The sequence below is a fragment of the Candidatus Accumulibacter cognatus genome (genome assembly GCF_000584975.1).
Taxonomy (GTDB): domain Bacteria; phylum Pseudomonadota; class Gammaproteobacteria; order Burkholderiales; family Rhodocyclaceae; genus Accumulibacter; species Accumulibacter cognatus.
In genome coordinates this window covers 1-21,348 of sequence record NZ_JDST02000062.1, presented here as the reverse complement: position 1 = coordinate 21,348, position 21,348 = coordinate 1, and the positions used below count along the sequence as shown (strand labels likewise).

Here is a 21,348-nt window from a genome sequence, read left to right as displayed (position 1 = left end):
ATGAGGAAATCACCTTAGTTCACTGAAGTGGATACTTCAAATTCATTGATTCCTGCCAACTCCGGCTACTGATCAAGGTGCCTGCCGGCGACGTGGAAGCAACGGATTTGCCGACGGTTGATGACTGTCCGGATAGCCGCAGCGATGGTGTGGTCGGCGTCGGGGCAGGTGGAGAAGAGCGTCCAGGGCGAACTCGTGCCGGCCACCCCGGCAAAGCCGGAGTCGGTATCGGGAAGACTGATCGTGACCCGCTCGGGCGGGCTGGCGAGGCCTGTACCGAGGGCTTTGAGAACGGCTTCCTTGGCGGTCCAGAGGCGGAAGAAATCTCGCTCCTGGTCGTTTGCCGGCCTGCCGGCCAGCCAGTTCAATTCTTGGGCGCTGCAACAGTGGGCGGCAAGCGCGTACCAGTTTGGCAGGGGACGGATGCGCTCAAGGTCTACGCCGACCGGAACCCGGCGGGTCAGCCCGATGAGGATGTGATCCTGGCAGTGGGAAACGTTGAACTGCAACCTGTCGGCCGTACTCAACGCTGGTTTGCCGTAGTCGTTGGTGATGAAGTCGAGGCCTTGCGGGTCGCGTGCGAGGTAATGTCCGAGCAGGTATCGCAGCAGGCCGCGAGCGTGCATCTGGCGCAACCGGTCTGCTGCGAACACCCGGCGGGCGGCGCTGGCACGCTCGCCGGCATCGGGGAGCCTTTCGATCGTTTGCCGCAGGGCTTCGTGGCCAATCGGGAAAGGCAGCAGCCAGAGATGGAGGTCGTCTCCTGACAGTCGCGGGACCGGCGTCTTGTCGAGCAGTTCGGCGATGTGTGCCGGAGTGATCGGCGCGCGCGTTTCAGGCGGCGAAGTGGGCATCGGCCCAACGGCGCAGGGCGGCGATCAGTTCGTCGCGGTGATGGCGCGTGGTGAAGGTGTGATCGGCTCCCGGCATGCGGATCTCGGCGAAGTTCGGGTAGCCGGCGATCTTCTCCATTTCCTTGCCCAGCATCAGTTGCATGTAGTGGAGGGCAGGGTCATCTTCGGAGTACACCATCAGCAGGGCGGTGCCACGGTCGAGGATGCCGTGGAAGGCGGCGCGCAGTTCCGGTGCATTTTCCGGGACCTGCTCGCTGCCGATGAAGCGTTGCAGGAATTGCCGGCCGACGACACGCAGCAACTCGATGGAATTGCTCTGTCCGCTCAGCAGCTTGCGCCAGCTCGCCGGGTTGAAGAGGGCGCGCTTCCAGAGGTAGCGCGCCGATTCGCCGGCGCGCAGGGTACTGTTGATGCCAGCATCAATCGCATCACCAGAGTCGTCGGTGACGCCATGCAGGCCGCGCCCGTTGATCAGCACCGCGCCCAGCACCGCCGGGTTGTCGCGGCAGGTGAGAAACGAAATGTCAGCCCCCGAGCAAATCCCGCACAGGATGAAGCCGCTGCAGTCGCTCTCGGCACCGAGCGCGGCCATTGCTGCTGAGGTTTCAGCGATGGCGCTCTTCTCGAAGCTCAGCGCGTCACTGCGTGGGCGGCTGTCACCAATTCCCGAGAGGTCGAAGCGCAGCACCGGGTAGCCGGTGGCAGCGAGTTGCCGGGCAATGTTCACGTACAGGCGATTGGGACCGGCACGATGAACGACCCCGGCGTTCACCAGCACAATGCCGGGACGTTTGCCGGGTGCGGCGCTGGGGGTATGAATGCCGATCAGGCCGTCGCTGTCGCCAAAGTGGAGAACGCGCTCGTTCATCGCCGCTCTCCCTGTGCCGATTCGACCATGGCCTGCAGGACGCGCGCCGGCGGCATCAGAACGTCGTTCATTTCGGCACCCTCGGCCCATAGTTCGGGCCACGGCACGTGTTTCCGATCGACGCTTGCGCCAAGCGCAGCGAGCCGGTTGCCCAGCGCATCCGGGTCGGCTTGCGGGCTGCTGCTCATCAGCAGTATCTGTAGAGCAGGGGCACGCGGCAGGGTGGCGAGGTCGATGGCACGCAGGCCACTTGCCAGACGGGGGGAAAGGAGGGCACCGAAAATCTCGCGCACTCCATCTGTCGACGGGAGGGGCTGACCTTGCCCGGTCGTTTGGCGGAAGCGCTGTTGGTGCGCTTCGAGCAGTTTATCCACGTAGCGCTTGCCGTCCACTACTGCATCCCACAGGATCAGGCCAGCGACGTCCTGGTGCTGTGCCGCATACAGGGCAGCCAGACTGGCACCGACACGCAGGCCGGCAAGCCAGACCGGCATGCCGGCCGTATGGTCGCGGAGGGTATTCACCGCGGTAGCGACGTCCTCGAGCCATTGCTCCAGGCTGCCCTCGCTGTCCTCGCCGGCAGAATCGCCCGTTGCAAAGTAGTCGAAGCGCAGCACCGGGAAGCCGGCTCGCGCCAAGCGGCTGGCGAACTGTCGAAAGACGCGGTGGGTAGAGACATACTCGCGCCCGAAAGGCGGGCAGAGAACGAAACCGAAGGGGCGTGTCGTGGCTCCCTGTGGGGCGTCAAAACAGAAGAAGAGCTGTTTGTCCGCAGCCCCCATGTATCCCGTGATGGTTGGATGCCGCATTGTCGACCTTCCCCCCTCAGACCGGTACAGTGATCCGGTTAGGTCGTAAATATCGGATCGATCGGCCTGAGCTTGTCGAATTCCCTCATATTCAAACCAGATAATCTGCTGGCGGAAGCGGTGAGATTCGAACTCACGAACGGTTGCCCGTTGCCGGTTTTCAAGACCGGTGCAATCGGCCACTCTGCCACGCTTCCTGTTCGACGCTGTAGAGACGGAGTGTTTGGGCTCTTGCTGAGTGAAAGCCATACGGTGTCTACCGCGACGTGCCAATGATAGCACGGCAGACCCCTGCCAGGGCCGTCGGCACGCCGCTAACGGTCATGACTTTTTTCCAGGCAGATCCGATCATGGACGTCATGACCGTTTTCCTCTCTTAACGGGTGCATTCCGGCTGGCAAGCCGGAATCGCTCGACGGGCACAGAACAGGCTCCGCGAATTTTCCCTCTCGCCCCCGCACCCTTCCCACGGCGCGCGCAACATCGCGGGCCGGCTGCAGCGGCGCGCCGCTTCCTGAAACCCCGCTTTCGCTCTCACGAGAAGGGAAGAGAGACATGAGTCGCTGACGCAACTTTTACATTGAGGAGTCTATCGCGCCTTGAAACTTTTTCGCTAATTGGCTAGTCTTAGGCCCGTAATAGCATTTCCATATCCAGGAGGAATACCATGCAACCCCAATTTCAGATGACCAGCCAGGCTAGCGGCGAACTCGCGTTACAGCAGAACCAGGTCCTGCGCAATACCTTCATGATGCTCGCCTTGACCATGATTCCAACCGTCATCGGCGCGCTGGTTGGCGTACAGATGCGCTTCTCGTTCCTGTCCGGCAGCCCGATGATGTCTTTCCTGCTCTTCCTCGGGATCGCCTTCGGTTTCATGTGGGGCATCGAGCGTACCAAGGACAGCGGCGTGGGCGTGCTTCTCTTACTCGCGTTTACCTTCTTCATGGGTCTGATGCTCTCACGCATCCTGCAGGTGGCGCTCGGCTTCAGCAACGGCGGTTCGCTGATCGCCATGGCCGCGGGTGGGACGGGGGTGATCTTTTTCTCGCTCGCCGGGGTGGCCACGGTAACCAAAAAGGATTTCAGTTTCCTCGGCAAATTTCTGTTCATCGGCATGATCGTCGTCCTGCTGGCGGCCTTGGCCAACATCTTCTTTCAGATACCGGCCCTGTCACTGACCATCTCGGCGATCGCAGTGATGGTCTTCTCCGCCTACATTCTCTATGACATCAGCCGGATCGTTACCGGCGGCGAAGACAATTACATTTCGGCGACGCTGGCGGTGTATCTCGACATCTACAACGTTTTCGTCAGCCTGCTGAACCTGCTGATGGTCTTCAGCGGCGATCGCGACTGATCGGATCGTGTCCTGAATGAAAAGGGCGGCCAGGGCTGCCCTTTTCATTCATGCGGCAGGGAATACGCTGCCCTGCAGCATGTACGTTCCGGCGCGACCCGGGATTTCGGAAAAGATGACGGTGTGGCGCGGCAAGGTCGCGAGCCTGTGCGAGGTCAGCAGGTCGCGCAGGGCAAGCAGTTGATAACCCTGGTTCTTCCACTCGACGAGCAGACGCTCGAAAGCGTTGCTGTATATCATCCCCTCCAGTTCGGCGCGCAAAGTGAACACGTGCTCGCCGCCGGTACTGCCCGTCTCATCGAGAATCTGCTCGACGGCCCGATCCGCAGACGCGCCTGCCGGGAGCAGCAGTTCGTCCAAGGTGGGTAGCGTCGTCGGAAGCTGCGGGCAGTGCACGAGTTCGCCATCAATGACCGGGATGAACGGGAATTTCCCCCGACAATCGCTGGCGTAAGCAAAGCCCAGGCGTTGCGTCAGGCGCAGGGCATGGCGATTCATCCGCCAAGCGGCAGCGCCGTGCGCTTGCGGCGGCTCACCGAAAAGCGCTTCGAAACGCCGGTAGGCCTGCGCCATTTCAGCTTCGATCCAAGCATTGTCGGCAGTGTAGACCCGGCTTTCCCAGCGCACGCGATGCCAGGCGTGGATGGCGACTTCAAATCCGGCAGCGCGCGCCTGCCGCATGCTCTCGGCGCCGCGCCTGCCGATATCCGGTGCCGGTAGAAGCAGTCCGTAGAGGCGGGTGAGGAGATCGTAGTAACGGCTTGGCGAGGCCAGGCGCGCTTCCCGCCCGCTGCAGTCCGGACCCAGCGAGAAGAAGAAACTCCCGGCAGCATCGTGCCGCTGCAACAACTCGACCAATGCCGGCACACCGACCAGCGTGCCGCGGCAGGTGTCGACGTCGATTTTCAGGGCGATGCGCTTCATCGGAACGGGATGGGTGAGTATCTTGACGGTATTCTGGCAGCCAATGGTGACTGCAGGACGCGCTCAGACAAGGAGCAGACCGACGGCGACCTTGCGCCCTTCACCAATCAGGATGTTGTAGGTACGACACGCGGCCGGAACATCCATCACTTCGATTCCCTTTTGCGCTCGCTGCAGGGGTCGCATCAGTTCAGGGCTCGGAAAGCGCAGCTGCTGGCCGGTTCCCAGCAGAACGACTTCGGAATCCAGTGCGGCGAGCAGTTCGATATCGGCGACGCTTAGCGTTGCGAAGGTTGCCTGCGTCCAGTTGGGCAGCAGGCGGTCAGGCAGAACCACCAGATTGCAGTGGTGACGGATGCCATTCACGCTGACGTAGTCTTCTCCATAAGCGGTAACGGTGTTCAGGCCAGAGGTGTTTTCGAGTTGCAGTTTCATGAAAATTGCGGTGAGCAATACGTTAAAGTAGGATTATAGCTTTTTTGCCGAGCCTGTTCAGACGGCGGCAGCGCGCAATCACTGCTCATGCCGCATGCTGATCGGGTCGTCAACGACACCGAACATTTCCCGAGCCTGGATCATGAGAGAGTTTTCGCGCATCAAACGTTTGCCCCCCTACGTGTTCAGCATCACCGCCGAGCTGAAGATGGCCGCCCGCCGGCGTGGCGAGGACATCATCGATATGAGCATGGGCAACCCGGACGGCTCGACGCCACAGCACATCACCGACAAGCTGGTCGAAGCGGCGCAGCGCGAAAACACGCACGGCTATTCGATTTCCAAGGGGATTCCACGCCTGCGTCGAGCAATTTGCGACTGGTATCAGCGGCGCTACGAGATCGGTTTTGATCCGGACAGCGAAGCCGTGGTGACCATCGGTTCGAAGGAAGGCCTCGCGCATCTGATGCTTGCCACCCTGGATCGCGGCGATACCGTTTTGGTGCCCAACCCGTCCTACCCGATTCATATCTATGGGGCGATCATCGCCGGCGCCGACATTCGTTCGGTACGCATGACGCCGGATGTCGACTTCATCGAGGAAGTGCAGCGCGCCATCCGCGAGTCGATTCCCAAGCCGAAAATGATGATCCTCGGCTTTCCGAGCAATCCGACAGCGCGCTGCGTGGACCTTGATTTCTTCAAGCGCATTGTGGCTCTGGCCAGGCAGCACGATATTCTAGTGGTGCATGACCTGGCTTACGCCGACATCACCTTCGACGGCTACCAGGCGCCGTCGATCATGCAGGTGCCCGGTGCGCGTGAGGTCGCCGTCGAATTCTTCACCATGTCGAAGAGCTACAACATGGCCGGCTGGCGGGTCGGCTACATGGTGGGCAACCAGGAACTGTGCAATGCGCTGGTGCGTATCAAGAGCTATCACGACTACGGCACGTTCACCCCGATCCAGGTTGCCTCGGTGATCGCGCTTGAGGGTCCTCAGGACTGTGTCGAGGAGGTTCGCCAACTCTATCAGGGACGTCGCAACGTGCTTGCCAAGGGGCTGCACGAAGCCGGCTGGATGGTCGAGGTTCCCAAGGCGTCGATGTACATCTGGGCGAGAATTCCCGAGGTCTATCAACAGATGGGCTCGCTCGAGTTTGCCAAGAAGCTGCTCAACGAGGCGCGTGTGGCGGTATCTCCTGGTGTTGGTTTCGGCGAATACGGCGACGACCACGTGCGTTTTGCGCTGATCGAGAACGAGGAACGTACTCGCCAGGCCATTCGCGGCATCAAGGACATGTTCAGGAAGGATGGCCTGCTCTAGGCCGAAGTCATGAGACCGGTACTCAAATCAAGCAAACTCGACAACGTCTGCTACGACATTCGTGGCGCAGTGCTGCAGAAAGCCAAGCAGATGGAGGACGAAGGCCACCACATCATCAAGCTGAACATCGGCAACCTCGCTGCTTTCGGCTTCGAAGCGCCCGAGGAAATCCAGCTCGACATGATCCGCAACCTGCCGAATGCGGCCGGCTATGCGGATTCGAAAGGAATTTTCTCAGCGCGCAAGGCGATCATGCACTACACCCAGCAGAAGCACATCAAGGGAGTCGTGCTCGAAGACATCTACATTGGCAATGGCGTTTCCGAGCTGATCGTGATGGCGATGAATGCCTTGCTCAATACCGGCGACGAGGTGCTGGTGCCGGCGCCCGATTACCCTCTGTGGACGGCCGCTGTGAGCCTGTCGAGCGGTACGCCATGCCATTATCTCTGCGATGAAGCGAACGATTGGCTGCCCGATCTCGACGACCTGCGCGCCAGGATCACGCCGAAGACGCGCGCGCTGGTGGTGATCAACCCCAACAATCCGACCGGCGCGCTGTATCCGGACAACGTGCTGCGCGAGCTGGTTGACCTCGCACGCACGCACGGCCTGATCATCTACGCCGATGAAGTGTACGACAAGGTGCTCTACGACGGTGCCCAGCACACGGCGATTGCCTCACTGTCTCAGGATGTGCTGACGGTGACCTTCAACGGCCTGTCGAAGAACTACCGTTCCTGCGGCTATCGTGCCGGCTGGATGGTGGTTTCCGGTGACTTGCGCGCAGCGCGCGACTACATCGAAGGACTCGACATGCTCGCCTCGATGCGTCTCTGCGCTAACGTGCCGGCACAGCATGCGATCCAGACCGCTCTCGGCGGCTATCAGAGCATCGACGATCTGGTTGCGCCGGGCGGCCGCATGTATCGCCAGCGCGACCTCGCGTACCAACTGATCACGGCGATACCCGGCGTCAGTTGTGTCAAGCCCAAGGCGGCTCTGTACATGTTCCCGCGCCTCGATCCGCAGATCTATCCGATCGACAACGACCAGGAGTTCATCGCCGAACTGCTGCAGGAAGAGCGCGTGCTGCTGGTCCAGGGCAGTGGCTTCAACTGGCCGGCACCCGATCACTTCCGCCTCGTCTTCCTGCCATATGAGGACGATCTGCGCGACGCGATTGCCCGCATCGCGCGCTTCCTCGCCGCTTATCGCCAGCGTGCCGGAACGTAGGCGTCCCTGTCAGCCCCTCAGCCGCCTCGCTCGCTTTTTCCATAACCCTCACTCGTGACTGCGCTATGAAACCTATCCACGTTGGACTTCTCGGGATCGGCACTGTCGGTGGCGGCACTTACGCCGTACTTCAGCGTAACGCTGAAGAAATCACCCGCCGCGCCGGCCGCCCCATTCAGATCAGTATTGTTGCCGACAAGGACTGTGAACGGATTCGGCAGATCACCGGAGGAAGCTGCCGGATGACCGACGACGCCTTTGCAGTGGTCAGCGACCCGGAGGTGGACATCATCGTCGAACTGATTGGTGGCTACGGCATTGCCAGGGAACTCGTCCTGCAGGCCATCGCCAACGGCAAGCACGTGGTCACGGCCAACAAGGCCTTGCTCGCCAGGCACGGCAACGAGATCTTCGCCGCAGCCCAGGAACAAGGCGTGATGGTCGCTTTCGAGGCCGCCGTCGCTGGCGGTATCCCGATCATCAAGGCGCTGCGCGAAGGTCTCACCGCCAACCGCATCGAGTGGATCGCCGGCATCATCAACGGCACCACCAACTTCATTCTCTCCGGGATGCGCGACAAGGGCCTGTCCTTTGCCACGGTGCTCCAGGAAGCGCAGCGCCTCGGCTACGCTGAAGCCGATCCAACCTTCGATGTCGAGGGCGTGGACGCCGCGCACAAGCTCAGCATCATGTCGGCGATTGCTTTCGGTAACTCGATGAGCTTCGAGCAGGCGCACATCGAAGGCATCAGCCAGCTCGACCCGGCCGACATCCGATACGCTGAACAGCTAGGCTACCGCATCAAGCTGCTCGGCATCACCAAACGTACCCTCGAGGGCGTCGAGTTGCGCGTGCATCCGACGCTGATTCCCGCCAAAAGGCTGATCGCCAACGTCGAGGGGGCGATGAACGCGGTGCTGGTCAAGGGCGACGCCGTCGGCGCGACGCTTTACTACGGCAAGGGCGCCGGCGCCGAACCCACTGCCTCGGCGGTGATCGCCGATCTTGTCGATGTCACGCGCATGCATACCGCCGACCCCGAGCACCGCGTTCCGCATCTGGCCTTCCAGCCCGACGCCATGGTCGATCTCGCGATTCTGCCGATCTCGGAGGTGGTCAGCAGCTACTATCTGCGCCTGCGCGTCGAAGACCGCCCCGGGGTGCTTGCCGACGTGACGCGCATTCTTGCCGACGACGGCATCTCGATCGTTGCGATGATCCAGCGCGAGCCCGGCGAAGGCGAGGAGCAGACCGACATCATCATGCTCACGCACAAGACGGTCGAACGCAACATCGATGCCGCGATTGCAGGCATCGAGGCGCTGCCGGCGGTCAAGGGCCGGATCATCCGCTTGCGGCTGGAAGAACTGCTGTAAGGAGATTCTCACAAGGAGAGGGCGGCTGCGGGGACTGCTCTCGCTTTGGCAGCAAAAGGAGGAGCGTGAAGCGGGTGATTGAATGCAACACGCGGCCCGCGCCTGCGGCAGGCGGCGCTGGCCCACCTTCCTCCACTCTACACCCTGGACTTTCATGATTGGGGGTGCCTGGAAAAGTCATCACCGTTAGAATGCATGGCAGCATATTGCTGGGGGGTGACAAGATGGCGATTAGCGACTGGCCGGAGGATGAACGACCACGTGAGCGCTTGCTCGCCCATGGCGCAGCATCCTTGTCGGATGCCGAATTGCTGGCAATTTTCCTGCGCGTCGGCGTCAAGGGAAAAAGCGCTGTGGATCTGGGGCGTGATCTGATTAGCCGCTTCCGTGGCCTGAACCGCATGTTTTCGGCAAGCCAGGCGGAGTTTTCGGCACTGCCCGGCATGGGGCCGGCAAAGTACGCGCAGTTGCAGGCAGTCCTGGAAATGGCCCGGCGTGCGCTCAGCGAGGAAATGCGCCAGGGTATGGCCTTTGCCTCACCCGGCGCGGTGCGCGATTACCTGCGGCTGCATCTCGCGGGCCTGGAGCACGAAGTTTTTTTTGCTTTGTGGCTGGATGCACAGAATCGCCTGATTGCTGCTGAAGAACTGTTTCGCGGTACGCTGACGCAGACTAGCGTCTATCCGCGGGAGGTCGTCAAGCGGGCGCTGCGGCACAACGCTGCGGCAGTGGTGCTGGCACACAATCACCCCTCCGGGGTGGCCGAACCGTCACGCGCCGATGAACTGCTGACCAGTGAACTCAAGCAGGTGCTGGCCTTGGTGGAAGTGCGGGTGCTCGATCATTTCATCGTCGCCCAGCAGTCACCCCCCTTGTCTTTCGCTGAACGGGGATTGCTGTAGGCGCTTGCGAGCTAGTAAAACCCTGCACAAGAATAAAGGTGGGGATATTGTGATCAGCGTTTGGGGCTTCGGCAGAAAATTGCTTGAAATCGACCACCTGCATGGGCTAGAATCGCGGGCTTTCTTCCCAAAATTCAATTGGAGCCACATCATGGCGCGTGTTTGCCAGGTTACGGGCAAGGGCCCGATGGCAGGGAACAATGTTTCCCATGCCAACAATAGAACGAAGCGCCGCTTCCTTCCGAACTTACAGTATCGCCGGTTCTGGATCGAGAGCGAGAACCGCTGGCTGCGCTTGCGCGTATCCAACGCCGGTTTGCGCACGATTGACAAAAATGGCATCGAAGCCGTGATCGCCGACTTGCGCGCTCGCGGCGAGATCTGACAAGGAGAGCAGCCATGCGTGACAAGATCAAGCTTGAGTCGACCGCGGGTACAGGCCACTTTTACACCACGACCAAGAACAAGCGCACGATGCCCGGCAAGATGGAGATCAAGAAATACGATCCAAAAGCTCGCAAGCACGTGATCTACAAGGAAATCAAGCTGCGTTAAGCAGTGCTTGCGGAGAAATCATGGCCGTTAGTGCGCAGCTTCAACCAGCCGGCGCGCGCGTACCCCTTGGGCGAGGATTTCCAGCACCCGCAGCGAGTCTTCCCATCCCAGGCAGGCATCTGTAATGCTTTTGCCGTATTCCAGGGGCTGACCAGGAACGAGATCCTGCCGTCCTTCAACAAGGTGTGATTCGAGCATCACGCCGACGATGCGTTGGTCGCCAGCGGCAATCTGGCGGGCGGTTTCCTTGGCGACTTCGATCTGCTGCTTGAATTGCTTGTTGCTGTTGGCGTGTGAGGCATCGATCATCAGGCGTGCGGCGAGGTTGGCGGCGGCGATTTCTCGGCAGGCGGCGTCGACATGTGCGGCATCGTAGTTCGGTTCCTTGCCGCCGCGCAGAATGACGTGGCAATCCTCGTTGCCGCATGTGGAGACAATCGCCGAACGACCTGCCTTGGTCACCGAGAGAAAATGGTGTGGTGATTGCGCTGCACGGATGGCGTCGATAGCGATGCGGATGTTGCCATCGGTGCCGTTCTTGAAACCTACCGGGCAGGACAAGCCGGAAGCCAGTTCACGATGCACCTGTGATTCAGTGGTACGCGCACCGATCGCCCCCCAGGCAATCAGGTCAGCCGTATATTGCGGGGTGATCGTATCGAGGAACTCGGTTGCACAGGGTAGGCCCAGGTCGTTGATTTCGAGAAGCAGACCACGCGCCAAGCGCAGCCCCTCATTGATCCGGAAGCTGTTATCGAGACGCGGATCGTTGATCAGACCCTTCCATCCAACCGTCGTGCGTGGTTTTTCGAAGTACACACGCATCACGATCAGAAGATCGTTGGCGAAACGGGAAGCTTCCTTCTCCAGTCTATGAGCATATTCGACGGCCGAATCGACGTCGTGAATCGAGCAGGGGCCAAGGACGACCAATAAACGGTTGTCGGCACCGTGCAGAATGCGGTGGATGCCCTGGCGCGCTTCATAGGTTGTCGTTGCTGAACGCACACCGACCGGAAACTCACGGAAAATGTGCGCTGGAGGGACCAGTTCCTTGATCTCCCGGATGCGCACATCGTCGGTGTTGGGCTTGCTCTGCATGGTCATGCAACTTTCTCCAGACTGTTGGTCGGGTTCGACCGAGGACTCGATTCTAATGGAAATGCCGTATCGATTGTGCGCCGCACCAGCAGGACGCAGCATGTATTTGACCGTGGTCGTGATGCCAAGGCATCAAGCCGGGGGGTCGCCAGGCAGCCAGAAATTTCTTCCGCTCTGGGTTTTCGGACGGCCGGGCACGGCGGTAGCCGCTGTACCTAGGGTATTGCCAGGGCGGTCTGGATAGGCATATCTGCCGTCTCGCGGTTGGCATTCCTTGTGGCGATGCGGATGAATTCTTCCTGACGGGCGAAAAAGGCATTTACCACGTCCGGGTCGAAATGTGTTCCCCGCCCTTCGTCGATGATCAGCAGTGCTTGTTCAAGGGTAAAAGCCCTCTTATAGGCCCGTTGCGTGATCAAGGCATCGAAGACGTCAGCCAGCGCCATGATGCGTGCAGAAATCGGAATCTGGTTCCCCGACAGTCCTTCCGGGTAGCCGGATCCATCCCACTTTTCGTGGTGATAATGTGCGATATCCTTGGCCATACTCAGAAAGTCGATCGAGTATTCGGCATCCTGCGCAGCCTGTTCGAGCGCCTGGTAACCAAGCTGACTGTGCGTCTTCATGATGGCCCACTCATCCGGTGTCAGCTTGCTTCGTTTGCGCAGAATGTGATCATCGATACCGATTTTTCCAATGTCATGCAAAGGGGCTGACTTGACGAGAACCTCGATATGGTGTGGCGTCAGGAAATCGGCGAAACGTGGATGCGAACACAGTTCCATTGCCAGCGTGCGCACGTAGCCCTGCGTGCGGCGCAGGTGATTACCGGTTTCCGGGTCGCGGATCTCGGCCAGACCGGCGAGCGCGCGGATGCTGATATCCTGGATCAGAAGATTTTCCGCCATGCGCTGGGCCATATCCTCCGCCAGGCTGCGGTTTCGATCTTGCAGCAGGTCGCGGGCAGCTTTCAGGTCGAGGTGAGCCTTGATGCGGGCGATGACGATTGCCGGTTTGATCGGTTTGGTAATGTAGTCCACCGCGCCAAGAGCCAGACCATGCTCCTCGTCATCGGTTTGTTCGAGGGCGCTGACAAAGATGACCGGGATATCGGACGTGGCCGGATTGGACAGCAGGTGCCTGATTACTTTATAACCGTCCATTTCCGGCATCATCACGTCGAGCAGAATCAGATCGGGCCTGGGCGAACTGGCTGCAGCCTGCAGAGCGAGTTGTCCGGAAGTGACAGCGCGCACTTGACATAGAGGACTCAGCAGGCTGCTGAGAACCGCCAGACATTCGGGGGCATCGTCGACGATCAGAATGGTTGCCATGATGATGAGGATCCTAGCGGAGAAACCGGAGGAAAACAGCAATCGGATGGGCACATTATCAGGGAAGGTGTAATTGACTCTTTTACCTTTGGACGTAACCGTTTACACATCGACTCTCGCCCAAAACCTCCTCCTTGAAGAATCAACAGCTCGCCTCAGAGCAGATGAAACAAGCAGAGGGGTGAACCTACCTTCCTTTGGACAGCTACATGTCCTGCTTTGTTTGCGCGCAGTCGCGCTGCTTTAATGACGGCAACGGCATTGATCATCATTCCGGCCAAGGTCGAGTGCTGCGCTTAGTGAAAGTCCTGCGGGAGCATTCCTTGAGTTGCTGGGTGGATTGTCGGCATTCGTCGGCGCCAGCTACGGCCCCCACCAGGATCTCAATGCAGAGCCCTGACGGAGGCGCCGTTCACCGTCGCGCATAGCAGCGCGCGGCGCTGGCGCGGGACATGCCCCAACGAAATCTCACACCCGTGAACATCTGGTCAGTGCGTAGCGTCTGACCACCCCACTGCCGGTGGCCACGCTCCCTTTTCTTCGCCACCCGGCGGCAGGTAGAGGCCCTCTTGCTGCCACTCCACCAGGAGCACATCGTCGTCAAACCACGGATTTCCGCCCTGTCTCTGAAGCGAGTTGCAGCGCGCAGCACCCTCGCCGAGTCGCGTCACCGACTGCGCAGCACGCGTTGAGCTGCCAGTGGCTTGAGCCGCTGCGCCGCCGCATGCTTCCGGTCCCAGCCTTGCCGCTCGCCGAATGCGCAACTGAACAGGTGGCCGGCGACGGAGCCGATTGCATCCAGCGCAGGCGCTCCGGAATGGAGGGAGGGCCGCAATGGCCTACTGGCTTTGCAATGTCCATGGCTGCCATAGCCAGAACGACGGGCGCGCCTCGCCCCACTGGAGCATGGCTTGTTCGATCTTTGGCATGGAGTGGCGTGCGACTTTTGCTTGACAGCATCCGCCAGCCTACGGATAATTGTTTCCGCTGCTGCTTGGGACAAGATGGATCAGTCCGGATGACATGCTTCGCGACATTTTTCGCGAAAGTTCACACGCGGGAATAGCTCAGTTGGTAGAGCGATACCTTGCCAAGGTATAGGTCGAGAGTTCGAGACTCTTTTCCCGCTCCAGGTTCAGAAAGGGAAAGTGCATTTTGCGCTTTCCCTTTTTCATTTTAACGGCGCTCAACGAGCGTTAAACAAACACGATATTTCCTGCACTCAATCCTGCAATATCAACCCCGACCAGGGTGACGGTATTATTATTTCCCAAGTCGATGCTCAGGTTGTCTCCTGAAATAGTTGTATGCTGAATGAGAGTGCTCAGGTTGGTAATGTTGGAGCCATTAATCCCGACGTCGATCTGTATTTTATCAGTCGAAACATGAAAATTGAAAATCCTATCGTTTCCGCTATTGTTATGAAATGCAAAAACATTATATGATCGACCGACAGAATTGTCGGCAACGCTTTGTGTGATGGATGTGAAGGCATTTATTGGCGTACTGGGCGTGAAAGGGTTGCTGGCCAGATATTGAGACAACTGGCCGGTTTTATGGCCACCAGCAACCAGAATGTCATTGCCAGCGCCGCCATCCATTACATTGGTCCCTATGTCAGCATAACCTCCACCGAAAATAAAATCATTGCCCGCACCGCCGGATAGCAAAAAGTCACCGACATCGCCTCCTTCGATGATGTCATTGCCCGCACCGCCGCGGAGACCGTCAATATTCTCCAGTTGGTTGAGCAAATGTAAATCCATATTCCTGGCATCGGTTGCGGTCAGAATACGGTCCCACAGGAACTGATGAAAACTGGCGTTCTGCGTACCATCTGCCGAAGTTCTTTCCGTCGCGCTGATTACCCCATCCACGGCCCCTCCGGCAACATTCAATGTGCCAGGGAGGGAGATGTCGACATTGCCCGTGATCATCGTCGAGGCGACATTGATCCTGAGATCCGGGTAACTCGTGCTCAAGGAAGATTGAATGGTTGTCGTTAGGCTTCTGAGCATCGCATCCTGAATGGTTTCATTCAAGGCCAGTTCGACAATGCGAATGTCTGCCAAGACGGTGATCCCATTGTTCAGGTTTGCGGTATACGCGGTGGTCGGATAGGCTGACTGATCTGCAGCAACAACGATATAACCAGGGAAAGCATCATGGACCGCTTGCCTCGCTATATCATATTGATTGAGCCCCGTTTTAGGATCCACATGGCTAACGAAACCCAACTGATTCGGGAAATTGGAGGACAGTACCCCTAGTTGAGCACTGGTGATATTGTTCTGAATAGTGGCAACTTCTGCCGCTGTTGGATAAAAGGCGATTCCGCTTCTGACTCCAATGATGTCAAGACTGATGACCGGCATTTCTATTTCTCCTCAATTGCTTGGTGTGAAAATTCTCCGAACTGCGCGAGCAGTAGCCAGCAAGTCCGGGTGGTGGACCGAAACAAAAATGATATGCGACAAGCAAATCATGAATCAACCCCGCTGCATGATTTTCTATGTCTGAATCAACTTCAGCAACCTTTCCTCGGCAAATACATCCCGATAGAACGTCAGTTGCTCGGTCTTGAGGTAACAGCCTCCCCGGTGACCACGACGAACCCAGGTGACATTGCCTTTGGCAAGGGTCTCATTGGTAATGTCATCCACGCACTTCCATTCAAAGTAGGTATGCTCCCCATAGAACATCACGATCGGCCAGCACATGGTGACTCCGGGCTGGGCGATTAATGCCCACCAATGCTTTTCGCGTTCCTTCTGTTGCTCCACTCCTTGATAGGGCCCATCCTGACAAAAATAGACGAGATCATTTCTATATTCACCTGTCAAGATGTCGCCGCGACCTTGCCTCAAAGCCTCGCAATGGGTGGGCCACCACTCCCTATTTTCTTTTTCAATTTGTGCCAGGGTATAATTGGAATCGATTGTGGGTAATTCCTCTTCTTTCATCGCGACGATTCTCTCGCCGAACTCGATAAGCTCAGCCTGCAATGCGGGGGGGACCAGATTAGGCCGAGAATAGTCTGCGGATAATTTTTCATAATAGCTTGCTTTTTGCTTTGTCATGAGTATCTCCTTCAAATTTGAGAAGCGAATCGTAGTATTGGCCTGTCGTTCATTTCAATAGGGGCCATTTTGACAACAGTACACCCGACCTGCCCGGTATCCGCCGGTGAGCAGGCAATTTTGCCAGACAAGCCAGGGGTCAGCGGGGCCGTTCGACTTCGAGAATGTTGCGGTTGACCTGCTCGCAACGCTGATAATCGAAGCGATCGACGCCTTGCAGCGCAAGGTAGATTCCAAGCCCGCCGATATCACGTTCCGATAACGGTTTGTCGAGGTCTTCTGCAGTCGGCATGTTGCGCGCACGAGGGTCGTAAGCGACGCCTGTGTCCTCGAGGATGACGGTCAGCTTATCGTCCATTTTCTCAATCGAAATCACGATGTCGCCCGTCATGCCTTGTTCCTGGTAGCCGTGGGTGATGATGTTGGTGGCGATCTCATCCACGGCCAGGGTCAGACGATAGGTCGCTGAACCGTCCAGTCCTGCCTCGATGCACGCCTCAGTGACCAGATGACGAATTGCCGAGAGCGCTGCCAGATTGGCCGGAATGCTGTGGCTTGCCATGACCTGGTGGGCGCCAGGCTCAGGGATAGCTTTCCTGAAGGTAAACCGACTGGTCGAAGCCGCTCATTTGCAAGGTGTTGAGGACTGGGCCCGTGGCTCCGACGACATGTATGCTGACCTCGCTGCCCATCCGTTGCTTGGCGAACACCAGCACGCGCAGGCCAGCGCTGGCCATGAATTGCAGCTTGTTCACGAAGAGCACGAGCTTCTCGGGTTTTTCCTGGGCGAGCCGTTCGATTGCCGTACGGAATTCTCCGGCCACTGCGGCGTCGAGTTCGCCGTCGAGCGTGATCCATGCCTCGCGGCCTCTGGTTTCCACTGTGGTACTGAATGTCATGTTCCTGTCTCCAAAGAATGATCAAGTTGTCTGGTCATGCAGCCGTGGGCGCCCGATCAGTATCACCAGCGCTCGCCCACCGACCAGAAAACTGAGCAGATTCTCTTCCAGTTTGACTTCCTGGCCGGGCTCCCGGATGTCATCGGGGGCTGGCAAGCCGGTATTGGCGAACAGATACCAGTGATAGTTGGCGGGCAGTTCCGGTAATTCGAAGGGGAGGGCATCCCAATAACAGTTGATGGCCATGTACAGCACCGGACTGACATTTCCCCCTTGTCCTGCCTGCCGCTCGCGGAGCATGAAGGCCAGGGTCCGTGCACCTGGCGACCAGTCGGCTCGCCAGGCTTGTGTGCCGTGCCAGATGATGTCGGCCTGAGTGGGACTGCTTCCGAAGAACTCGCGGGCGCGCAAGAGCGGGTGTGCCTTGCGCAAGGCAATCATCTGGCGGGCGAAGTTGAATAGATTGCCGTGCCGTTCGTGCAATCTCCAGTCGAGCCAGTTCAGGTCATTATCATGGCAGTAGGTGTTGTTGTTGCCGCGCTGGGTTCGCCCCATCTCATCACCCATCAGGATCATCGGGACGCCGTGGCTCATCAGCAGAATTGCCAGTGCGTTCTTGATCATCCGCTGGCGCAGGTCATTGACCCCAGGATCGCTGGTTTCGCCCTCGACGCCACAGTTCCAGCTATGGTTGTCGTTGCCGCCGTCACGGTTCTGTTCGCCGTTGGCTTCGTTGTGCTTGTCGTTATAGGCGAACAGGTCGTAGAGGGTGAAGCCGTCGTGGCAGGTGATGAAATTGATCGATGCAGTTGGACCGCGTTGGTTCCAACCGTAGAGGTCAGGCGAGCCCTGGATACGCTCGGCCATCACCGGGACCATTCCCTCGTCTCCCTTGAGGAAGCGTCGGATGTCGTCGCGGTACTTGCCGTTCCACTCGGCCCACCGTCCATACGCCGGGAACGACCCGACCTGATACAGGCCGCCAGCGTCCCAGGCTTCGGCGATCAGCTTGCATTTGGCCAGTATGGGGTCAAACGCCAGACTTTCGAGCAAGGGCGGGTTGGGTAAGGGGGCGCCGCTGGGAGCACGTCCCAGGATTGAGGCCAGATCGAAGCGGAAACCGTCGATGTGATATTCCGCTGCCCAGTATCGCAGGGAGTCGAGAACCATGTTTCGGACTACCGGGCTGTTACAGTTGAGTGTGTTGCCGCAGCCGCTGAAGTTATAGTAGTAGCCCTCGGGAGTCAGCATGTAATAGGTCTGGTTGTCGATCCCCCGGAAGGAAAGTGTCGGACCCTGCTCGTTACCCTCGGCGGTATGGTTGAAAACCACGTCGAGAATGACTTCGATGCCGTTGCGGTGAAGCTCCTTGACCAGGTTCTTGAACTCGTCCACCTCCATGCCAAAGGGCCCGGAGGCTGCAAAGCCGGCCTTGGGAGCAAAGAAACCGACCGTGCTGTAGCCCCAGTAGTTGTACATCATCTCACCGGTGAGCGGGTTGGGACGGCTGTTTTCGAACTCGTCGAACTCGAAGATCGGCATCAGCTCGACACAGTTCACCCCCAGTTCTTTCAGATAGGGGATCTTGGCCATGATTCCCGCATAGGTACCGGGGTGCTTGACGCCTGCCGAGGGATGAGCAGTGAAGCTGCGCGTGTGCAGTTCGTAGATCACCAGGTCAGCAAGCGGTGTTTCCAGGGGGCGGTCGTCTTCCCAATCGAAATCCTCGAAGATCAGTCGGGCACGGTGGGGGTAGCAGTCGTTCCAGTCGGGTAGTTTTCCCCAGACCGTGCGGCCGCTAATTGCCTTGGCGTACGGATCGAGAAGGATTTTGCTCCGATCGAAGCGATGTCCTGCCACCGGATCCCAGGGGCCGTCCATGCGATAGCCATACTCAATGCGCTCGTAGTCGAGATCGAAGACCACCATGCACCAGGCATTGCCGATGCGGAAGGAGTCCGGGAACGGAATCTCCACCAGAGGCTCGGGCGCACCCTTCTCGAAGAGTACCAAGGTACAGGAGGTGGCGTGGCCAGAGCTGATGGCGAAGTTGACGCCGCCCGGTACCAGGGTGCTGCCGAATGGAAATACACGCCCTAGTCGGAACTTGTAGCCTTCGTGCTGGTGAGTCGGGTAGAAATCGATGCGGCTATCCATGTCACACCTGCTTGAGGGCTGTCAGCGCCGCGTCGACGCTGTTTGCAACGGTAAAGAACTTGAGAAAACCGGTAATCTCCATGGTGTCCCTGATCGATTCCGCCAAACCGGCCAGAGCGACCCGGCCATTGTGCGCCGCCGCCTGGCGGTAGAGCAGGAGCAGCATCCGCAGACCGGCGCTGGACATATAAGTGACGCGGTTAAGGTCCAGGATCAGCGAATCGTTTTCCTGCAACAGGGGCAGGATCTTGCTCTGCAAACTGGGCGCGGAACTGCCGTCAATCTCGCCAGCAACGGCCACGACTGTCATCCCGTCGCGGGGGAAAGCTTCAACCTCGATCGACATATGCTTGAATCCTTCGCTGCGATGGGTGCGGAGCTACTTGACCGGTGTCAGGGTGACCTTGACCCGCACATCCTGGCGGGAATCGGGTAGTTGCACCGTCAGGGCTTCAGCATCGAAGGCGGAGTAAGGTTTGCCGTCAATCTCGACCGCGGTCAGGCGGATACTGCCCTTGGGCAGGATGTCCGGAGATACCCGCAGGATCCGGCCCGGAAAACCGTCGGGCCGTGGCTTGAAGTACAAACACATTGGCTGCTTGTTGATCAGCAGGTTGATATAGGTCGCCGACAGGAAGCACAACTCGGTGGAGTGATAGGCACTCATCGAGTGGCTGCCCTTGAGCCTTTCGTTACCCAGCAGATAAGGCAGCCCATTGGCGAGAACGTTGAAATAGACACCGCCATCGTCGTGATCCAGGAAGAAGGCGTTGTAGAAGGCTGCTGCTTCGCGGCCGTGTTTCTGGTAGTCCGCTTTGTCCAGGCAGCCCTGCAAAATCAGGTAGGCGAGGATCGCCTGCTCCTGCTGCCACCAAGCCTTGCGATCATGCCAGACAAAACGATGCATTTCCTCGCCCGGAGCCAGTGCCCGTTCGACCACGTCGTACCAGCCGCCGCGGATCTGGTCGGAACCGACCTTGGGCATCAACTGGGCAATCTTCTCGGCCAGTTCGAGGTAACCTGCACTCGGACGAATGCTGTGGATTCGCATCAGGTTCCAGGCAATCTTGAGATTGTGGCCAACCACCGCACGGTCCTGCTGCCAGTTCCAGGCGCTGTCGTGACTCCAGTCTTCATGGAAGCGCTCCTGGACAAATGGCGAATGCTCGTAGTCGGGGAAGTGCTTGACGATGGTATCGGCGGTGTCAGCCAGGAAATCGGCGTACTTGTCCTCACCGGTTGCCAGCCAGAGGTTGATCAGGTAGGCAGGGGCGTGATCGCCGACCGAATTCCAGTTTTTGCGGGCGCGATTGTTGCCTTTGTCGAGCAGTGGCGAGCGCGGATCCAGGCCGATCGGATCGATGTGCGAGAAGTAGCCGCCCTGATCGTTGTCCTTGTAGTATTTGTCGAACAGTTCGATCGTTTTCTCGATATCGTAGAGAATGCGCGGGTCGCCGGTGAGACGATAGGTCTGGGTTGGTCCGGCGAGGGCGTAGATCTGCTCGTACATCGGCAGCGAGTCGTAGTCGTCGCCGAACTCCGAGGTCAGCAGCTTGTGCTCGCGGTCTCCGGAAACCTGGACCCCGTGGTACCAGTAGATCAGATCCTCGTCCGCATCCATGAAGCGCATGTGGGCACGCAGGTACTCTGTTCCTTTCTCTGCGGCCTCGAGGAAGCTTTCCTCACCGGTCAGCATGTAGGCCGATGCCATGCCGTAAACCATCCGGGAAATGGTGTCGGTTTCCTGCAGGTAGTCGCCTTTCTTGCCGCCGGCCAGGTGCAGGATCGTGCGATAATTTCGATAGTCGATCGACTGATTGGGGTAGTTGAACTGCCAGCGCAGGTAGCTGTTGGCGATGGAACGGATCTGTTTGATCCACCAGTCGGGTTCCTCGTGGCGATAGACGCCGGGTCCCTCGCCCGGGAAGACCATCGATTTGACCTCGGCACGCAACTCTCCCGCTTGTGGATAGAAGATGCAGTAAGCGTAAACCTGCTGGCCGGGTTGCAGCATTTCGCGGATGCGCGAGGTGCAATCCTGGTAACTGTCCTCGAGGTTCTCTGCAATTCGAGCGTAAGTGGTCGGCGTGAGATACACTTGAAAATCCTGGGTAACTACTCAGGTCGGCTG

General features: G+C 58.7%; 20 protein-coding genes, 2 tRNA genes and 1 pseudogene. 8 read left to right on the top strand and 15 right to left on the bottom strand.

Going from position 1 to position 21,348, the window contains the following annotated elements:
- Positions 1-65: 65 nt before the first annotated feature.
- The 4 genes from AW06_RS20540 to AW06_RS12270 form a co-directional block, all read right to left on the bottom strand.
- On the bottom strand, positions 66-854 hold the full coding sequence (locus AW06_RS20540; RefSeq protein ID WP_273704639.1) for a 4'-phosphopantetheinyl transferase superfamily protein: 789 nt from the start codon (positions 852-854) through the stop codon (positions 66-68).
- Positions 835-1,722 (bottom strand): alpha/beta fold hydrolase, encoded by an 888-nt coding sequence (locus tag AW06_RS20535; RefSeq protein WP_138677425.1) that lies wholly within the window; start codon positions 1,720-1,722, stop codon positions 835-837. The genes AW06_RS20540 and AW06_RS20535 overlap by 20 nt, the downstream gene beginning before the upstream one ends.
- Complete coding sequence (locus AW06_RS12275) at positions 1,719-2,531, bottom strand: alpha/beta hydrolase (protein ID WP_171047221.1); 813 nt, start codon at positions 2,529-2,531, stop codon at positions 1,719-1,721. Before AW06_RS12275 ends, AW06_RS20535 begins: the two co-directional genes overlap by 4 nt.
- Positions 2,532-2,640: 109 nt before the next feature.
- Positions 2,641-2,728: transfer RNA gene (locus AW06_RS12270), tRNA-Ser, on the bottom strand.
- Positions 2,729-3,198: 470 nt separating this feature from the next.
- Between AW06_RS12270 and AW06_RS12265 the strand changes: the two genes are divergently transcribed.
- Positions 3,199-3,891 carry a Bax inhibitor-1/YccA family protein gene (locus AW06_RS12265; protein ID WP_034950429.1) on the top strand — a complete coding sequence of 231 codons (693 nt, stop codon included), beginning with the start codon at positions 3,199-3,201 and terminating at the stop codon, positions 3,889-3,891.
- 48 nt (positions 3,892-3,939) lie between these two features.
- Here AW06_RS12265 and AW06_RS12260 read toward each other — a convergent pair whose 3' ends face one another.
- Both AW06_RS12260 and AW06_RS12255 read right to left on the bottom strand, forming a co-directional pair.
- Positions 3,940-4,815, bottom strand: coding sequence for a polysaccharide deacetylase family protein (locus AW06_RS12260; protein WP_034950427.1), 876 nt, complete (start codon positions 4,813-4,815; stop codon positions 3,940-3,942).
- A gap of 63 nt (positions 4,816-4,878) precedes the next feature.
- Positions 4,879-5,250 (bottom strand): Mth938-like domain-containing protein, encoded by a 372-nt coding sequence (locus AW06_RS12255; protein WP_034950425.1) that lies wholly within the window; start codon positions 5,248-5,250, stop codon positions 4,879-4,881.
- A 142-nt stretch (positions 5,251-5,392) separates the two neighbouring features.
- Here AW06_RS12255 and alaC point away from each other — a divergent pair, with 142 nt between their 5' ends.
- The 6 genes from alaC to rpmG all read left to right on the top strand — a co-directional run bounded on the left by alaC (position 5,393) and on the right by rpmG (position 10,646).
- Complete coding sequence (gene alaC, locus AW06_RS12250; protein WP_034950422.1) at positions 5,393-6,577, top strand: alanine transaminase; 1,185 nt, start codon at positions 5,393-5,395, stop codon at positions 6,575-6,577.
- Positions 6,578-6,586: 9 nt separating this feature from the next.
- The gene (locus tag AW06_RS12245) at positions 6,587-7,813 is read left to right on the top strand and encodes a pyridoxal phosphate-dependent aminotransferase (protein ID WP_034950419.1); all 1,227 of its coding nucleotides are present in this window, start codon (positions 6,587-6,589) and stop codon (positions 7,811-7,813) included.
- A gap of 65 nt (positions 7,814-7,878) precedes the next feature.
- On the top strand, positions 7,879-9,189 hold the full coding sequence (locus AW06_RS12240) for a homoserine dehydrogenase (RefSeq protein ID WP_034950417.1): 1,311 nt from the start codon (positions 7,879-7,881) through the stop codon (positions 9,187-9,189).
- A gap of 224 nt (positions 9,190-9,413) precedes the next feature.
- A complete protein-coding gene (radC, locus tag AW06_RS12235; RefSeq protein ID WP_034950438.1) occupies positions 9,414-10,091 on the top strand; it encodes a DNA repair protein RadC in 678 nt (225 codons plus the stop codon).
- A gap of 151 nt (positions 10,092-10,242) precedes the next feature.
- On the top strand, positions 10,243-10,476 hold the full coding sequence (rpmB, locus tag AW06_RS12230; protein ID WP_034950436.1) for a 50S ribosomal protein L28: 234 nt from the start codon (positions 10,243-10,245) through the stop codon (positions 10,474-10,476).
- 14 nt (positions 10,477-10,490) lie between these two features.
- Positions 10,491-10,646 carry a 50S ribosomal protein L33 gene (gene rpmG, locus AW06_RS12225; RefSeq protein WP_034928807.1) on the top strand — a complete coding sequence of 52 codons (156 nt, stop codon included), beginning with the start codon at positions 10,491-10,493 and terminating at the stop codon, positions 10,644-10,646.
- 27 nt (positions 10,647-10,673) lie between these two features.
- Here the strand turns inward: rpmG and aroG are convergent, their stop codons facing one another.
- The gene (gene aroG / locus AW06_RS12220) at positions 10,674-11,753 is read right to left on the bottom strand and encodes a 3-deoxy-7-phosphoheptulonate synthase AroG (RefSeq protein ID WP_034950414.1); all 1,080 of its coding nucleotides are present in this window, start codon (positions 11,751-11,753) and stop codon (positions 10,674-10,676) included.
- A 209-nt stretch (positions 11,754-11,962) separates the two neighbouring features.
- A complete protein-coding gene (locus AW06_RS12215) occupies positions 11,963-13,081 on the bottom strand; it encodes an HD domain-containing phosphohydrolase (protein ID WP_034950412.1) in 1,119 nt (372 codons plus the stop codon).
- Between the two features lie 1,056 nt (positions 13,082-14,137).
- Here AW06_RS12215 and AW06_RS12210 point away from each other — a divergent pair.
- Positions 14,138-14,213, top strand: a tRNA-Gly gene (locus AW06_RS12210).
- 64 nt (positions 14,214-14,277) lie between these two features.
- Here the strand turns inward: AW06_RS12210 and AW06_RS12205 are convergent.
- The 7 genes and pseudogenes from AW06_RS12205 to AW06_RS12175 form a co-directional block, all read right to left on the bottom strand.
- Positions 14,278-15,456, bottom strand: coding sequence for a hypothetical protein (locus AW06_RS12205; RefSeq protein ID WP_034950410.1), 1,179 nt, complete (start codon positions 15,454-15,456; stop codon positions 14,278-14,280).
- Positions 15,457-15,591: 135 nt separating this feature from the next.
- Positions 15,592-16,161, bottom strand: coding sequence for a hypothetical protein (locus AW06_RS12200; RefSeq protein WP_034950408.1), 570 nt, complete (start codon positions 16,159-16,161; stop codon positions 15,592-15,594).
- A gap of 139 nt (positions 16,162-16,300) precedes the next feature.
- The gene (locus tag AW06_RS12195) at positions 16,301-16,723 is read right to left on the bottom strand and encodes an anti-sigma regulatory factor (protein WP_034950406.1); all 423 of its coding nucleotides are present in this window, start codon (positions 16,721-16,723) and stop codon (positions 16,301-16,303) included.
- 19 nt (positions 16,724-16,742) lie between these two features.
- On the bottom strand, positions 16,743-17,060 hold the full coding sequence (locus tag AW06_RS12190) for an STAS domain-containing protein (RefSeq protein ID WP_034950405.1): 318 nt from the start codon (positions 17,058-17,060) through the stop codon (positions 16,743-16,745).
- A gap of 21 nt (positions 17,061-17,081) precedes the next feature.
- The gene (gene glgX, locus AW06_RS12185) at positions 17,082-19,217 is read right to left on the bottom strand and encodes a glycogen debranching protein GlgX (protein ID WP_034950403.1); all 2,136 of its coding nucleotides are present in this window, start codon (positions 19,215-19,217) and stop codon (positions 17,082-17,084) included.
- A 1-nt stretch (position 19,218) separates the two neighbouring features.
- Entirely contained in the window at positions 19,219-19,563 is a 345-nt protein-coding gene (locus AW06_RS12180) for an STAS domain-containing protein (protein WP_034950401.1), read from the bottom strand.
- Positions 19,564-19,596: 33 nt separating this feature from the next.
- A pseudogene (locus AW06_RS12175) lies at positions 19,597-21,327 on the bottom strand (AGE family epimerase/isomerase); the annotation flags it as partial.
- Positions 21,328-21,348 lie beyond the last annotated feature (21 nt).

Excerpts from the sequence above, each read along its gene's own strand:
- AW06_RS20540 (WP_273704639.1), bottom strand. The coding sequence starts at position 854 with ATGCCCACTTCGCCGCCTGAAACGCGCGCGCCGATCACTCCGGCACAC.
- AW06_RS20535 (WP_138677425.1), bottom strand. The coding sequence starts at position 1,722 with ATGAACGAGCGCGTTCTCCACTTTGGCGACAGCGACGGCCTGATCGGC.
- AW06_RS12275 (WP_171047221.1), bottom strand. The coding sequence starts at position 2,531 with ATGCGGCATCCAACCATCACGGGATACATGGGGGCTGCGGACAAACAG.
- AW06_RS12265 (WP_034950429.1), top strand. The coding sequence starts at position 3,199 with ATGCAACCCCAATTTCAGATGACCAGCCAGGCTAGCGGCGAACTCGCG.
- AW06_RS12260 (WP_034950427.1), bottom strand. The coding sequence starts at position 4,815 with ATGAAGCGCATCGCCCTGAAAATCGACGTCGACACCTGCCGCGGCACG.
- AW06_RS12255 (WP_034950425.1), bottom strand. The coding sequence starts at position 5,250 with ATGAAACTGCAACTCGAAAACACCTCTGGCCTGAACACCGTTACCGCT.
- alaC (WP_034950422.1), top strand. The coding sequence starts at position 5,393 with ATGAGAGAGTTTTCGCGCATCAAACGTTTGCCCCCCTACGTGTTCAGC.
- AW06_RS12245 (WP_034950419.1), top strand. The coding sequence starts at position 6,587 with ATGAGACCGGTACTCAAATCAAGCAAACTCGACAACGTCTGCTACGAC.
- AW06_RS12240 (WP_034950417.1), top strand. The coding sequence starts at position 7,879 with ATGAAACCTATCCACGTTGGACTTCTCGGGATCGGCACTGTCGGTGGC.
- radC (WP_034950438.1), top strand. The coding sequence starts at position 9,414 with ATGGCGATTAGCGACTGGCCGGAGGATGAACGACCACGTGAGCGCTTG.
- rpmB (WP_034950436.1), top strand. The coding sequence starts at position 10,243 with ATGGCGCGTGTTTGCCAGGTTACGGGCAAGGGCCCGATGGCAGGGAAC.
- rpmG (WP_034928807.1), top strand. The coding sequence starts at position 10,491 with ATGCGTGACAAGATCAAGCTTGAGTCGACCGCGGGTACAGGCCACTTT.
- aroG (WP_034950414.1), bottom strand. The coding sequence starts at position 11,753 with ATGACCATGCAGAGCAAGCCCAACACCGACGATGTGCGCATCCGGGAG.
- AW06_RS12215 (WP_034950412.1), bottom strand. The coding sequence starts at position 13,081 with ATGGCAACCATTCTGATCGTCGACGATGCCCCCGAATGTCTGGCGGTT.
- AW06_RS12205 (WP_034950410.1), bottom strand. The coding sequence starts at position 15,456 with ATGCCGGTCATCAGTCTTGACATCATTGGAGTCAGAAGCGGAATCGCC.
- AW06_RS12200 (WP_034950408.1), bottom strand. The coding sequence starts at position 16,161 with ATGACAAAGCAAAAAGCAAGCTATTATGAAAAATTATCCGCAGACTAT.
- AW06_RS12195 (WP_034950406.1), bottom strand. The coding sequence starts at position 16,723 with ATGGCAAGCCACAGCATTCCGGCCAATCTGGCAGCGCTCTCGGCAATT.
- AW06_RS12190 (WP_034950405.1), bottom strand. The coding sequence starts at position 17,060 with ATGACATTCAGTACCACAGTGGAAACCAGAGGCCGCGAGGCATGGATC.
- glgX (WP_034950403.1), bottom strand. The coding sequence starts at position 19,217 with ATGGATAGCCGCATCGATTTCTACCCGACTCACCAGCACGAAGGCTAC.
- AW06_RS12180 (WP_034950401.1), bottom strand. The coding sequence starts at position 19,563 with ATGTCGATCGAGGTTGAAGCTTTCCCCCGCGACGGGATGACAGTCGTG.